Source organism: Nitrospirota bacterium (assembly GCA_016207905.1).
GTDB lineage: Bacteria > Nitrospirota > Thermodesulfovibrionia > Thermodesulfovibrionales > JdFR-86 > JACQZC01.
Genome location: JACQZC010000021.1, coordinates 1 through 14,074, shown reverse-complemented (window position 1 = coordinate 14,074; position 14,074 = coordinate 1). Strand labels below are relative to the sequence as shown.

Here is a 14,074-nt window from a genome sequence, read left to right as displayed (position 1 = left end):
GATGAGGCTTGCCATGAGATACGCTTTGGCTTCCACCCTATTGGAGTTCTTGATTTAAGAAAAGGGAAGGTCAGACCCAAAGTAAGAAAAGTGTAACCCATGTCCATAGGTTAAAATGTAACCCATGTGAATGTTGAACATTGTGTATAGGGAATAAAAGGGGGTTCTTTATTTCCGATAAGCATCTTTCCGATGAAGACTTGACCCTTTTTCAGAAATCTTTTAGTGCAAGAAACAAGACCTGAACTTCCCATCTCTGCCGTTAAGACATTTACAGGGCAGTTCAGCGGAAACTATAATTTAGTTCTTTGCGTCCTGTCATGAATTTTGAAGATGTTGAACGCTACAACTAAGAGGCGCGGATTATGCCGCGTCCTTCTTGAGTTGATTGTTAGGTGGCTGTTTAATTGCCTCAATTATAAATAACCGAGCTAAGTAATATATGCCACCTATAAGGGCTCCGAGAATTATTTCTGATGCAAGATAACGATTGATATCTGGAGTATCTTTAAGAAATGCTAAAAATGCAGGAATCAATACTGTCAGCGAGGCACTTGAAATAAAAATACACCAAGCCTCAATTTGAGGTCCATAATGACGTTCCATAAATAATTTGCGAAATAGAAAGAATAATAAATACGTTATGACTGCTGCAATAATTCCCGAAATTAACCAACCCATAATAGTTTTTGATGCTGGTATCAACAAAAATCCTCTAACTTCATCCGAAAAACCGAATATATTAGCAGTCCAAAAGATAATAATTGAGCCTAGTCCGCCCATCAATACCTTTCCGATTCCCTCATAAGCATTACGACTAATATCAAGTAAATAGCCTATAATAAAAAGCAGAGCAAATATTATTTTAAATGCGCCTAAATAAACCAGAACCCGCTGAACATCGCCCCAAAACCCCAAAAGTCTGGGCTCTCTCCCTGGATAGGTTCTTTGGAATATCTGTTTGTATTCTTCTTTCATACCTTCTTCGTAACCTTTCTGAAAACCATCGCTATGCCCTTTCTGATAGAATTCGTTGTTAAGTTCTTCTTGAGTTACTTGTCTGCGTTCACATCCGATTGAACCTACAAGCAAAAAAGATACGAAAAAAAGGAGTAACATCTTAAATAATATTTGTCTCATATTTATTTCCTATCCGCCCAACATTATTTTTTATACTGCTTTTGCATTTTCACAAAAATCATAAGCGATAAGAGGATAAAAGTCAATTTTTCAATAACCAATTGAGATTATAGAGGGCAATCAGGTAAACTTTAGACAATGGAAATTCTTTTTGAGGTTAAAACCGCTTTAGACAAAACAATAAGGACCACCCGAAGCCACTGGGAGCTTATTGCAAAGTTAAAGCATCCGAAGATGGAGGGGGGAAAGAGGCAGAAGGGGAGAGGGAAAATGGAAACAATAGTTCATTTTTTTCTTGACAAAAGGTTTGGGAGGTGTTATTATCTAACTATAGTTTATAGAAGGGGTTGAATATGAAAAGGGGAAATAAGGAGGCTGATTTGCTTTAATACTAAAGCAAAGTTAAAGCAGGAATCATTTAAAATCAATATGTTATGAAGAGACCCCCCCTCCCCCCTATTAAACTAAAGCAAGGAGATGGAAACAATTTATGAAGGTTAAAACAGGTCTTGATAGATTTGAAAAACATCTGCCAAAGGCATTAAAAGGCTCAAGCGTAGGGCTTCTGCTAAATCCATCATCTGTGGACTGTAGGCTAAGGCATGCAGTGGACATTTTCTTGAATTCAAAAAAAGTTAAACTTAAAGCCCTCTTTGGACCTCAACATGGAATCTATGGCGAGACTCAGGATAATATGATTGAGTGGAAGGGCTTCCGTGACCCTGAAACAGGACTTCCTGTATATAGCCTTTATGGACATAAAAGAAAGCCCACACATGAGATGCTTAAAGATATAGATGTCCTCGTTATAGACCTTCAGGACATCGGCTCCCGTTATTACACATTCATATGGACAATGGCTTTATGCATGGAGGCATGCATGGAGGAAGAAAAATCCGTTGTTGTGCTTGATAGACCAAACCCCATTGGAGGCCTTTATATAGAAGGCACTATGCTAAAGCCTGAGTATGGCTCTTTTGTTGGATTACACCCACTTCCAGCACGCCATGGGATGACCATAGGTGAGCTTGCCCTTTATTTTAAGGACAGGTTTTATCCATCGCTCAAGCTTTATGTTATCAGGATGAAGGGCTGGAAGAGAAACATGTGGTTTGATAACACTGGTCTTCCATGGGTCATGCCTTCTCCTAATATGCCGACATTGGACACTGCAACTGTTTATCCCGGGATGTGCCTTCTTGAGGCAACTAATCTTTCAGAAGGAAGGGGCACAACGAAGCCATTTGAAATCTTCGGTGCACCATTTATAGAGCCTTATGAACTTATAAGAGGGCTTCAGGCATTCAGGCTCGAGGGGGTTAGATTCAGACCTCTTTATTTTCAGCCTACATTTCAGAAATATCGGGGTAAGCTCTGCGGAGGCTGTCAGATTCATGTAACTGAAAGAAATAGATTTAAGCCATTTAAAACAGCTGTTTCAATCATCAAGGCAGTTCATGACCTCTATCCAAAGGATTTTAGATGGAGAAAGCCTCCATATGAGTACGAAAAACGCTTGCTCCCAATAGATATACTTGCAGGTCAAGACAGGCTAAGACCCGATATAGAAAGCAGTAAAGACCTCCTACTCATGGAAAAAGACTGGCAGGAGGAGTGCCTTCAATTCCATAGAAAGATAAGAAAAAGATTTCTGCTTTATGAATGAGATAAGGGCATTTATCCTGTGTGCTGGCATCGGAGAAAGACTGATGCCCATTACAAATCGCATCCCAAAGCCACTCCTTCCAATATTAGGAAAACCCATTGTCCATCTCATCATAGAAAAGCTCCTCAGTGTGCCTGTGGGAATGATAGGGATAAATCTCTACCATAAGAAAGAGGCTATCTTTAGATGGATAAATAGCTCTCCCTTTAAAGACAAGGTCATAGCCTTTCCCGAGGAGCCTGTCTTGGGCACAGGTGGAGCGCTTAAGAATGCAGAGGAATTTCTTAAACAAGGCACATTCTTGGTTCACAACTCAGACATAATGTCTGAGGTTGACCTATTGGCACTGATTGAATACCATCTGAGTAAAGGTTTCCTCGCAACTCTCGCTGTTTGCGATTGCCCTGAATTCAACAATGTTGGCATAGACAGGGAGGGATTTTTAAAGGGTATTGGAGATGTTTCAGGCTTAACGAGAAAGGTGACATTTACAGGTATCTCTGTTTATTCCCCTGAGTTTTTAAGGTTCATCCCACATGGTGCTTCAGGTGTGGTAGATGCATGGCTTTCTGCTATAAAAGCTGGTCTGCCAATCGGCACATTCGATATAAGAGGCTCTTACTGGAAGGACATCGGGACTCCGTCTTCTTATTCAGGGGCAGTATTCAATGCCTTAAGGACAGAAGGGGAAACAGTCTATATACATCACAGCTCAAAGGGCTGTAAAGACATAACTATGGATGGATATGTCGTAATAGAAAGTGGCGCAATAGTTAAAAAAGGTGTCACACTCAGAAATTGCATTATACTTCCAGAGAGCACTATAAATTCAGGGCAGTATGAAAACTCTATTTTAAGCTCTAACCTTAAAATCGGATTAAAGGACTCTGAGATTTTTGGCATATCCGAAGAACCCATACTAATCGGCATAGGTGGCTCTGAGAGATGTTACTACAGGGTTAAAAGGAACGGAAAATCGGCAGTTCTCATGAGGTGTAGTGCCGATGACCCGGATTTTATCAGGCATATCGGGTTAAGTAGTTTTTTCCGTAAACACTCTATCCCTGTGCCTGTGCTCTTTAAAGCTGGTGATGATAATTGCCTTTTTGAGGACCTCGGTGATATGTCTTTATATAGCTGGCTCAGATGCCCCAGAGGAGATGAAGACATAGAAAAAATATACCTAAAGGTCATGGATGTGCTTATGGAGATTCATTCTATAAGTAGCAAAGACATCTCCGAATGTTTAGTGCTTAAAGAAAGGGTCTTTGATTATGAGCACCTAAGATGGGAGACAGGATATTTTATCGAGAGATTCGTTGTAGGGATAAAAGGCATCGAGGAAAGGTCTCCATCTCTTAATGAAGAGTTTCACAGGCTTGCCCTGAAAGTGGATTCTTTGCCAAAAAGGCTAATACACAGGGATTTTCAGTCCCAAAACATCATGCTTAAAGATATGATCCCCCGTGTGATTGATTATCAGGGTGCAAGGCTTGGACCAGCAGGCTATGATGTGGCATCAATCCTCTGGGACCCATATCACAGACTTAAAGACGATATGAGGCATAGACTACTCGATTATTACATCATGGGAATGAATAAAAAGGCAGAAGGCTTTAATGAGATGGATTTCAGGCATGGGCTTTTATACTGTAGGCTTCAGAGGCACATGCAGGCATTGGGTGCATACGGGTTTCTATCCATGGCAAAGGGAAAGCGGTATTTCCTTAAGCATGTGCCAGAGGGGTTGAGGCTTTTAAAGGAAGATGTCACATTTATAAAAGATGAATATCCAGAGCTATATAGATTGGTTATGCAGATAGAGGATTCCTGAGGAGCTTTTATCTTAATGTCTCAAGTGCCTGTTTAGCTGAAATTGCCTCTGCCTCTTTCTTGCTTTTGCCAAATCCTTTGCCATAGCACTTCCTGTTAAGCCAGACCTCTACTGTGAAGACCTTTTTATGCGCCTCGCCCTCTTCTTTAACAATCCTGTATTCAGGCAGGGAATTGAGTTTCATCTGCGTTAGCTCCTGAAGCTCTGTCTTGTAGTCGTAAAAATCTCCTGATTCGATAAGACTATCTACTTTTTCCCTGAATAGCCTAAACACTGCCTTTTGGGCCTGCTCGATGCCTCCGTCTGCATAAATAGCCCCAATGACTGCCTCGAGGGCATTTGATATAAGGGATTTTTTATATCTTCCACCTGTTGCCTCTTCGCCTCTGCCAACCCTTAGATAGTTTCCTAAGGATATTCCTTGTGCTATCTCAAAAAGCACCCCTGCCTTGACAGCATGAGACTTCAGCTTTGACATTACCGACTCTGTGCAGAGCGAAGGCAGATTATAAAGGTAATGCACCACAGCAAGCCCCAAAACCGAGTCTCCGAGAAACTCAAGCCTTTCGTTGTGAGAGATTGCCTTTTCTGGGTTTTCGTGGTGATAGGATTTGTGGGTAAGTGCCTCTATGAGAATAGCTTTGTTCTTGAAGCTATAGCCTATGCTTTTTTCTAATTCTGATATATCACCAGACATTACTCTTTGAACTTTCTAAACAAAAGACATGCATTCGTTCCGCCAAATCCAAATGAGTTGGATATTGCGCAATCGACAGTCATTTTTCGGGCATTATGTGGAACATAGTCTAAGTCGCATTCCGAATCCGGGTTATCGAGGTTTATGGTAGGAGGGACTATACCGTGATAGATGCTAAGGAGTGTTATGCCTGCCTCAACACCTCCTGAGGCTCCAAGCAGATGCCCTGTCATGGACTTCGTAGAGCTAATCTTAAGCCTGTAGGCATGCTCTCCAAAGACCCTTTTAATAGCCATTGTCTCAAGCTCATCACCTTGTTTTGTGGCTGTTCCGTGGGCATTAATATAATCCACTGCATCTGAAGGAATGCCTGCATCAGCGAGGGTTTCTGCCATACATCTTACTGCTCCACCTCCGTCTGGAGATGGAGATGTAATATGGTATGCATCAGAGGTCATGCCATAGCCTATAAGTTCCCCATAGATTCTTGCGCCCCTTCTCTGTGCCATCTCAAGCTCTTCAAGCACGACTATGCCTGCACCTTCGCCCATTACAAAGCCGTCCCTGTCTTTGTCAAAAGGTCGGGATGCTCTCTCAGGCTCATGGTTTCTTGTTGAAAGTGCCTTCATGGCACTAAATCCACCTATTGCCAGAGGTGTTATAACAGCCTCTGCACCACCTGCTATCATGGCATCTGCATACCCCATCTGTATGAGCCTGAATGCATCTCCTATCGAATGACTTCCACTGGCACATGCAGTGACTGCAGATGAGTTTGGACCTTTTGCTCCGCTCCTTATGGAGAGCTGACCCGAGGCAAGATTGATTATCAGCATAGGAATAAAAAATGGAGAGATTCTTCTTGGACCCTTCTCTAACAACACGCTATGGTAGTGCTCGATTGTCGAAAGCCCGCCTATTCCAGAGCCCACTATAACACCGACCCTTTCGGCATTGTCCTCAGTTATCTTAAGAGCAGAGTCACGGACTGCCATGTCTCCTCCTGCTACTGCAAAGTGTATAAACCTGTCCATCTTCTTTATTTCTTTTGCCTCGATAAAGTCCTCCGGACTAAAGCCCTTTACCTCGCCTGCTATCTGACAGGCAAATAACGATGTATCGAAATGGGTTATCTTTCCGATGCCGGATTTCCCTTCAAGAAGTGCATCCCAAGTCTCTTGGGTTCCAATGCCAAGCGGAGATATGAGTCCTATGCCTGTTACAACGACCCTTCTTTTTACCATTACTTCTGCTTGTTCTTTATATAGGCTATAGCGTCTTTTACTTTTACTATTTTTTCGGCATCCTCATCTGGAATCTCCACATTGAATGCCTCCTCGAATGCCATTACCAGCTCCACCGTGTCTAAGGAATCAGCGCCAAGGTCCTCGACAAAGGATGCCTCTGGTATAACCTCCGAGGAATTGACGCCAAGCTGTTTGGCTATAATCTCCTTGACCTTTTCTTCAACCATCTTATACCTCCCATTTTTTATTTAAATAAATTAAAAACCCTCAACGGGATTCCTAACACCTTACATAAACATGCCTCCGTTTACATGAATTACCTGACCTGTTATATAGCCTGCCTCAGGGGATACGAGGAATCCGACTGCATGTGCTACCTCCTCTGGAGAGCCGAATCTTCCTCCGGGAATTGCCTTAAGCATCTCCTGTTTGACAGCATCCGAAAGGGCATCTGTCATAGGAGTGGTTATAAAGCCAGGGGCAACCGCATTTGCAGTTATACCTCTTGAGGCATATTCCTTTGCTATCGTCTTTGTAAGCCCTATTATGCCTGCCTTTGAGGCAGAGTAATTTGCCTGTCCGGGATTCCCAATAAATGCAACCACAGATGAGATGTTGACAATCCTTCCGTATCTTGCCTTTGACATGACCTTAATTGCCTCTTTTGAGCAAAGGAAAACTCCTTTCAGGTTTATGCTAATTACAGAGTCCCAGTCCTCCTCCTTCATCCTTATAATGAGGTTGTCTCTTGTTATGCCTGCATTGTTTATGAGCATGTCTATTCTTCCGAATTCCTTTATAACATTGCTAAATGCACTGGCAACATCCTCTGGGCTTGAGACATCGACATCAAGGCTGATTGCCTTTACGCCAAGTCCTTTGATTTCTTGAACTGTATCTTCTGCTTCTTGAACATCGAAAAGGGCTATGTTTGCACCCCTTTGTGCAAGCAGGAGGGCAATTGCCTTTCCAATGCCTCTTTTGCCTCCTGTAACTATGGCAACTTGTTCATTTAAATTCATATCAGCTCTTTTTTATACCAAAAAAGTAGAGTGTAAAGTATAACAGACAATTCTTTAATATTTCCAGTGGCTCTTTTCAAAAAAATCGTTGCCATCTCCTTTTTTTATAGGTTCAAGTTGAATTCCCTAAGTGCTTGAATTATCTTCATTTTTATCGTTAGAGCGTTCAATCTTTTTCATTTTGTTCAAATTGCCTTATCCATGAGAATTGCGTAAAATCCTTGAACCTCAGCCTTTTTTCTTTTGAGATCTTTTTGCTCATATGTCGCACTATACCAGTAAAAAATGGAAGCAGTCAATATGAAATGTTTCACATGAAGTATTTCACATGAAATGTTTCACTATGTCCATTTCCACCTTTTCTAAATCCCCCTCTTTCACCCCCTCCCCTTGCGGGAGAGGGCTGGGGTGAGGGGTCATTGGACTTTTCTGTTCACCCTCCCCTAACCCCTCCCATCAAGGGGAGGGGATTAGATGGGCGTCATTCTGAATTTATTTCAGAATCTCATTCTGTCTTTGCCTCTCTATCTCTATCTCTATCTCGTCATTCCCCTCTATTAAGAGGGGCAGGGGTGTATAATATCAAATTGAGACCCCTGAAAAAGTCCCTTTATGTCACCCTGAACTCGTTTCAGGGTCTCGTAAGTTATTGATTTTTATAGATGCTGAAACAAGTTCAGCATGACATTTACTTCTGCCATCATATATTTTCAGCAGTCTCAAATTGTAGGGACTGTTCCCCTGTAGGGGCTGATGCCCTCATCAGCCCGCTCTATGAGCAGACGGCTTTAAGAGTTGTAGGGTCTGTTCCCCGAACAGACCGAAAATGTTGTCTGTAACAAAACGGCTCGTTCAGGGAACGAGCCCTACTAATAGAAATCCCTTGACAAAAGAAGACTCTGCCTAAGATAATCTCACAAGTCCCGCTCGTTCGGGCAACGAGGTTACCTTTATTTTTCAGTAATTCTTCTTGAGTTCCATGAGGACCTGTTTTGCCACATCCTTCAGGGTCTCAAAGACCCCAATGCCTGTAGTTGCTACAGCCTCGTAAGATGTGATGCCGTTTGGGTTAATCGCATTATGCAGTGTCTCTATTGGAGTGACATTTGGAAGGTCCCTTTTGTTGTATTGCATGGTGAATGGAAGTTTTGCAAGCTCATAGCCCTGCTCTGCAAGGTTTATCTTGAGGTCATCTAAGCTCTCCATATTTGCCTCGAGCCTTTCAACCTGGCTGTCTGCTACAAAGACGACCCCGTCAACTCCCTTTAGGATGAGCTTTCGGCTTGCCGCATAGAAGACCTGTCCGGGCACTGTGTAAAGGTGAAACCTGATTCTAAAGCCCTTTATATCGCCAAGTGAAAGTGGAAGAAAGTCAAAGAACAGCGTCCTTTCTGTCTCGGTGGCTAAGGATATGAGTTTTCCCTTCTGCTCAGGGTTTGTTTTCTTGTAAATGAATTGAAGGTTCGTGGTCTTTCCGCAAAGACCCGGACCGTAATAGACTATCTTACAGTTTATCTCACGAGAGGAATAGTTTATAAAAGACACTTATCTCACACCTACTTGAAAAGATTATCTATATCTTCGTCGCTAATCTCCGCAAACGGAGACTCTGCAAGCCTTCCTTCTGTTTTTTCCTTTTCTGCCTTCTCGGCAATCTCATCGAATATCCTTGCTAAGTTCTCGGAGGATTTCTTGACCCTGAGCCTCACAAGTCCTATAGAGGACCTGTGGTCGAATATCACAACCAGAATAACCCTCTGCCCTACAAGGGATATGTGGATGTTGTCCTTTTCGCCCTCGTGAAACAGTATCGTAAACTCTCTTTCTCCAAGGAGCCTTGCAATTCCGCCTGTTGCCGCAATGTTGCCTGCTGTAAGGGATGCCAATGAGGTTGTGTCTATCGTATGGGACTCTCCTGCGGATGCTATAAGCTGGCCGTTTTTATCCACAAGGAAAACGACCCTCGCATTTGACTGCACATGGAGCTTCTGAAGTTCCTCGTCAATGCGCTTAAACTCGCTTTCATACATTACAAGGTCAAAGCTCGTCATTTCTTCTCCTTATCTACCGACTCCTTAAGAAGTCTTTGCCATTCGGTATCCACATCAGCCTCTAACTGTTTCAATAATGCCTCGTTTTCAGGAGCAAAGAGGTGCTTGAACCTTCCTTGCGGTCTCAGGAACTCAACGAGAGGTTTTTTCTCCTTTGGCTTAAAGGTTACTTTCGTAACTCCGTTTTCTATTTCATAAAGAGGCCAGTAACATGTCTCCACAGCCAGTCTGCTTAAGGCAATGGAATCGTCTGTTTTTGAGCGCCATCCCCTGTTACAGGGCGAAATGATGTTCATGAATGTAGGGCCATTTGCATCGAGTGCCTTTCTTACCTTTTTCATAAGGTCAAGCCAGTGGCTTGGGGATGCCTGAGCCGCATATGGGATGTTGTGGCTGGCCATTATTCGTGTAAGGTCTTTTCTCCTTTGGGTCTTTCCCGGTATTACAGAGCCTACTGGGCTTGTCGTTGTGTCTGCACCACGAGGTGTAGCAGAAGAGCGTTGAATCCCTGTGTTCATGTATGCACCGTTATCATAGCAGATATAAAGCATGTCGTGCCCGCGCTCCATTGCACCCGAAAGGCTCTGAAGCCCTATGTCATATGTGCCGCCATCTCCACCAAATGCTATGAACTTTATATCCCTCTGAATCTTTCCCTTCTTTTTAAGTGCCCTATACATCGTCTCCACGCCTGAGATTGTTGCAGCCGCATTCTCAAATGCACTGTGTATCCATGGTATCTTCCATGCAGTGTATTCCGAGATACAGGACGAGACCTCAAGACAGCCAGTTGCATTGGAAGCAATAATCGGGTACTCTGTGGCAAGCAAAACCATCTTCACCAAAGTAGGTGCACCACACCCCGCACACATCCTATGGCCATGCGTAAAGAGGTCTTGTTTCTTCGAAAGCTCCTTTAGCTTAAGCTCACCTGCCATGTTTTTATTGCCTCACACCTATGTATTCCTTTATGGTTTTTATAGGGGCTCCTTTTGCAATCTCATAAAGCTCCCTAAGGGTCTCTTCTGCATGCCCTGGAAGAAAGTCCCTGCCTCCAAGACCGTATATCTTATTGATAAGCACAGGTCTTTTGTCGTTTGGATAAAGGGCAGAGCTAATCTCCGTAAAGCAAGGTCCATAGGCTCCGAATGAATCAGCCCTGTCCATGACCGCAATTGCCTTCAGGTGCTTAAGTGCCAAGGCAGTCTCCTCATAAGGGAATGGCCTGAATAGTCTCGGCTTGAGAAGCCCTGCCTTTATGTCTTTGTCTCTAAGGCTGTCAACAACATCCTTTGATGTGCCTGCCGCAGAGCCTAATATTACGAGGGCAATCTCAGCATCGTCGAGCCTGTAGGCATCAAAGAGCCTGTATCTTCTTCCGCTCAGCTTTTCAAAGTCTTCTGCCACATCTAAGACAACTTTCTTAACCCTTCCCATAACTTCATGCTGTAGCCTCTTATATTCCATATAGAGGTCGGGAAGTATGAGGGGCCCATAGCTTTTTGGGTTCTCTATGTCAAGTAAAGGATTGACTGCCTTAAATTCGCCAATAAAACCCTTGACCTTATCGTCATCGAGGTATTCTATGCGCTCTATGGAATGGCTTATGATAAAGCCATCGAGGTTGACCATAACAGGCAGTCTTATGTCTTTATGCTCTCCGATTCTAAATGCCTGAATGGTGTTGTCATATGCCTCCTGTGCGTTTTCAGACCATAGCTGAATCCAGCCCGAATCCCTTGCACCCATTGCATCGGAGTGGTCTCCATGTATGTTCAATGGTGCTGAAAGTGCCCTGTTTACAACAGGCATGATTATCGGAAGGTTAGTTCCAGAGGCTATAAAAAGCATCTCCCACATTAAGGCAAGTCCCTGAGAGGATGTGGCTGTTATAACCCTTCCTCCTCCTGCAGAGGCACCGATACAGGCTGACATAGAGCTGTGCTCGCTTTCAACGAGTATCACCTCGGTGTCCACCTGCCCATTTGCGACGAATGAGGCAAATCTCTGCATCATATCCGTCTGAGGGGTTATTGGGTATGCGGCACAGACATCCGGGTTTGCCTGTCTCAGGGCATTTGCAACTGCCTCATTGCCTGTGACTGCAACTACCTTTGGCATTATCTGCCTTCCTCTTCCATTACAATCGCCTTATTGCCTTTCTTTCCCGGACACTCAAGGGCACATACTCCACAGCCCTTACAGTAATCATAATCAAAACCAATCATCTTCCCGTCTTTTACCTTTATAGACATGTCAGGGCAGTAAAGCCAGCAGAAAAGGCACTGTATGCAGTTTTCCTCGAGCCATCTTGGCTTAAATGCCCTCCATGAGCCTGTCTTGAACTTTACTGCATTGCCTGCCTCAAGGACTACTGCACCGGCTATAAGCTCATGCCATTTCTTCATTGCCCTTTTACCTCTGAATAACCTCTTTTTACTGCATCGAGGTTGCCGTCTATTATCTTCTGGGAGAACTTCTTGCCAAAGCTCTTTCTTACATCCTCAAGCATCTGCTCGAGGCTTACTATGTTTGTAACCTTTGTGAGTGCTCCTAACATCGGAGAGTTTGGCAGAGACCTTCCAATACACTCCATAGCTATCTTTGTTGCATCGACTACAAAAACCTTCTGCGTCCCTTTGGCATTAAGCTTTGCCTTTGTCTCCAACGGGCTTTTTGAGGTGTTTACGATAAATATTGCATCTTCTTTTGCGCCTTCCGAGACATTGATTGCATCGAGGAGTGTTGAGTCGACAACGCTTACGACCTGTGGTTCAAGCACAGGGCAGTGCATCCTCAATTCCTTTGAGCTTATTCTATTGTAAGCCCTAAGTGGTGCTCCAGCCCTTTCAGGTCCATATTCTGGAAATGCCTGAACATACCTGCCTCCGGAAAGGCATGCATCAGCCAGCACCTTTGCGGCTGTTACAGTGCCCTGTCCGCCCCTACCGTGCCACCTTATCTCAATGAGGTCTGACATTGTTTTGTTAAATATTATATTGTAGCGAATTAATTTTTATTTTTCAAGCAGAATTGCCACTAAAGCCAAAATCAATGAAATTCTTTTTCCCCACGTAATCCCTTATGCCATTTCCATGCAGTCTCAAGGATTGTCGTTAAATCATTATACTCTGGCTTCCAGCCAAGCACCTTCATAGCTCTCTTAGGGTCTGCAATCAAGACAGGTGGGTCGCCTGCTCTCCTTGCATTTTCCACTGCCTTTATATCCCTGCCTGTTATCCTTCTTGCCTCTTCAATCACCTGTTTTACCGAAAAGCCATTCCCATTGCCCAAATTAAATATCCTGCTTTGCCCTTCCTTTAACAGATATTCAAGTGAAATCCGATGTGCCTGTGCAAGGTCTACTACATGAATATAATCCCTTACGCATGTTCCATCCGGGGTATTGTAATCGGTTCCGAATATCCTTATATCCTCCCTTACACCCATTGCAGCATCTAAGACAAGCGGTATCAGATGGGTCTCTGGCTCATGCCACTCCCCTATGTCTCCTTCGGGGTCTGCACCACCTGCATTAAAATACCTTAATGAGGCGTACATTAAGCCATATGCTCCGCTATAGTCCTTTAAAATATTCTCTACCATCAGCTTGCTTTTGCCATAAGGATTCATCGGATTCAGGGGATGCCCTTCGGATATGGGGATTTCTATTGGATTTCCATAGACTGCGGATGAGGACGAGAATATAAAATATTTTACATTAAACTCAAGCATCGCCTGAAGGAGGTTTAATGTATTACTCACATTATTGATGTAATACCTCTCTGGGTCTTTAACGGATTCTTCGACATAGGTAAATCCTGCAAAATGCATGACTGCCTTTATGGGATAGCTCTCGAATAACTCTCTCAGCCCTTCGACATCCTTAAGGTCTCCGTTTAGAAATGTGCCCCACTTTGCGAATTCCTTATGCCCATAAATCAGGTTGTCCAGAACAAGGGTCTCGTATCCTTTAAGAGAAAGCAGTTTATTTACATGACTGCCTATATATCCTGCACCACCTGTTATGAGTATCACAAAAGAGATTATAACCTAACTTATCGAACCGTTTCACTAAGAATGATACAGTCTGAAATAGAGATAGATTTTTTCTGGAATAAGAAACCCCGTTATACACTCCTCCTCAGAAAGCTATTTATAAAACTTATCAATGCATAAACAAAATAAAGGTTGAAAATCGCAGGGGGATATGCTTAAATGCTTGTAACTATTCAGTGGATAACTAATTAAAGTCTAAGGAGGGGTAATATGTCAAAGAGGGTAATGGGAAAAAGTATTGGAGTATTAACCTATGCAGTTTTCCTGCTATTTTTGTTTGCTTCTTCAGCCTTTTCTGCCAATGAATGTCTTATTGATTTGGGCGAATCTACTATAGCTGCAGGATTTGGGCACACAG

Annotated in this window: 16 protein-coding genes; 4 read left to right on the top strand and 12 right to left on the bottom strand. The window is 43.3% G+C overall.

Going from position 1 to position 14,074, the window contains the following annotated elements:
* Positions 1-363 precede the first annotated feature (363 nt).
* Positions 364-1,119 carry a hypothetical protein gene (locus HY805_02815; GenBank protein MBI4823148.1) on the bottom strand — a complete coding sequence of 252 codons (756 nt, stop codon included), beginning with the start codon at positions 1,117-1,119 and terminating at the stop codon, positions 364-366.
* A 159-nt stretch (positions 1,120-1,278) separates the two neighbouring features.
* Between HY805_02815 and HY805_02810 the strand changes: the two genes are divergently transcribed.
* From HY805_02810 to HY805_02800, 3 genes are all read left to right on the top strand, one after another.
* Positions 1,279-1,491, top strand: a complete 213-nt coding sequence (locus HY805_02810) for a hypothetical protein (GenBank protein MBI4823147.1) — start codon at positions 1,279-1,281, stop codon at positions 1,489-1,491.
* Between the two features lie 139 nt (positions 1,492-1,630).
* Positions 1,631-2,806 carry a DUF1343 domain-containing protein gene (locus tag HY805_02805; GenBank protein ID MBI4823146.1) on the top strand — a complete coding sequence of 392 codons (1,176 nt, stop codon included), beginning with the start codon at positions 1,631-1,633 and terminating at the stop codon, positions 2,804-2,806.
* Positions 2,799-4,640, top strand: coding sequence for a phosphotransferase (locus HY805_02800; GenBank protein MBI4823145.1), 1,842 nt, complete (start codon positions 2,799-2,801; stop codon positions 4,638-4,640). The genes HY805_02805 and HY805_02800 overlap by 8 nt, the downstream gene beginning before the upstream one ends.
* A 7-nt stretch (positions 4,641-4,647) precedes the next feature.
* Here the strand turns inward: HY805_02800 and rnc are convergent, their stop codons facing one another.
* The 11 genes from rnc to galE all read right to left on the bottom strand — a co-directional run bounded on the left by rnc (position 4,648) and on the right by galE (position 13,695).
* On the bottom strand, positions 4,648-5,337 hold the full coding sequence (gene rnc, locus HY805_02795; GenBank protein ID MBI4823144.1) for a ribonuclease III: 690 nt from the start codon (positions 5,335-5,337) through the stop codon (positions 4,648-4,650).
* Positions 5,337-6,581: a beta-ketoacyl-ACP synthase II gene (gene fabF / locus HY805_02790; GenBank protein MBI4823143.1), complete on the bottom strand. Its 1,245-nt coding sequence runs from the start codon at positions 6,579-6,581 to the stop codon at positions 5,337-5,339. Before fabF ends, rnc begins: the two co-directional genes overlap by 1 nt.
* Positions 6,581-6,811, bottom strand: a complete 231-nt coding sequence (gene acpP, locus HY805_02785) for an acyl carrier protein (GenBank protein MBI4823142.1) — start codon at positions 6,809-6,811, stop codon at positions 6,581-6,583. The genes fabF and acpP overlap by 1 nt, the downstream gene beginning before the upstream one ends.
* A 60-nt stretch (positions 6,812-6,871) precedes the next feature.
* On the bottom strand, positions 6,872-7,606 hold the full coding sequence (fabG, locus tag HY805_02780; protein MBI4823141.1) for a 3-oxoacyl-[acyl-carrier-protein] reductase: 735 nt from the start codon (positions 7,604-7,606) through the stop codon (positions 6,872-6,874).
* Positions 7,607-8,563: 957 nt separating this feature from the next.
* Positions 8,564-9,151, bottom strand: coding sequence for a GTPase domain-containing protein (locus tag HY805_02775; protein MBI4823140.1), 588 nt, complete (start codon positions 9,149-9,151; stop codon positions 8,564-8,566).
* Between the two features lie 11 nt (positions 9,152-9,162).
* Positions 9,163-9,657: a roadblock/LC7 domain-containing protein gene (locus HY805_02770; protein MBI4823139.1), complete on the bottom strand. Its 495-nt coding sequence runs from the start codon at positions 9,655-9,657 to the stop codon at positions 9,163-9,165.
* Positions 9,654-10,595, bottom strand: a complete 942-nt coding sequence (locus tag HY805_02765) for a pyruvate ferredoxin oxidoreductase (GenBank protein ID MBI4823138.1) — start codon at positions 10,593-10,595, stop codon at positions 9,654-9,656. The genes HY805_02770 and HY805_02765 overlap by 4 nt, the downstream gene beginning before the upstream one ends.
* A 4-nt stretch (positions 10,596-10,599) precedes the next feature.
* Entirely contained in the window at positions 10,600-11,778 is a 1,179-nt protein-coding gene (gene porA, locus HY805_02760; protein ID MBI4823137.1) for a pyruvate ferredoxin oxidoreductase, read from the bottom strand.
* Positions 11,778-12,065: a 4Fe-4S binding protein gene (locus HY805_02755; GenBank protein ID MBI4823136.1), complete on the bottom strand. Its 288-nt coding sequence runs from the start codon at positions 12,063-12,065 to the stop codon at positions 11,778-11,780. The genes porA and HY805_02755 overlap by 1 nt, the downstream gene beginning before the upstream one ends.
* Positions 12,062-12,637, bottom strand: coding sequence for a 2-oxoacid:acceptor oxidoreductase family protein (locus tag HY805_02750; protein ID MBI4823135.1), 576 nt, complete (start codon positions 12,635-12,637; stop codon positions 12,062-12,064). Before HY805_02750 ends, HY805_02755 begins: the two co-directional genes overlap by 4 nt.
* Before the next feature lie 71 nt (positions 12,638-12,708).
* Positions 12,709-13,695, bottom strand: a complete 987-nt coding sequence (galE, locus tag HY805_02745; protein ID MBI4823134.1) for a UDP-glucose 4-epimerase GalE — start codon at positions 13,693-13,695, stop codon at positions 12,709-12,711.
* A 231-nt stretch (positions 13,696-13,926) separates the two neighbouring features.
* On the opposite strand from galE, the gene HY805_02740 reads away from it, so the two are divergent.
* Positions 13,927-14,074: hypothetical protein (locus HY805_02740; protein MBI4823133.1), on the top strand; the 148-nt coding region annotated here is incomplete at its 3' end.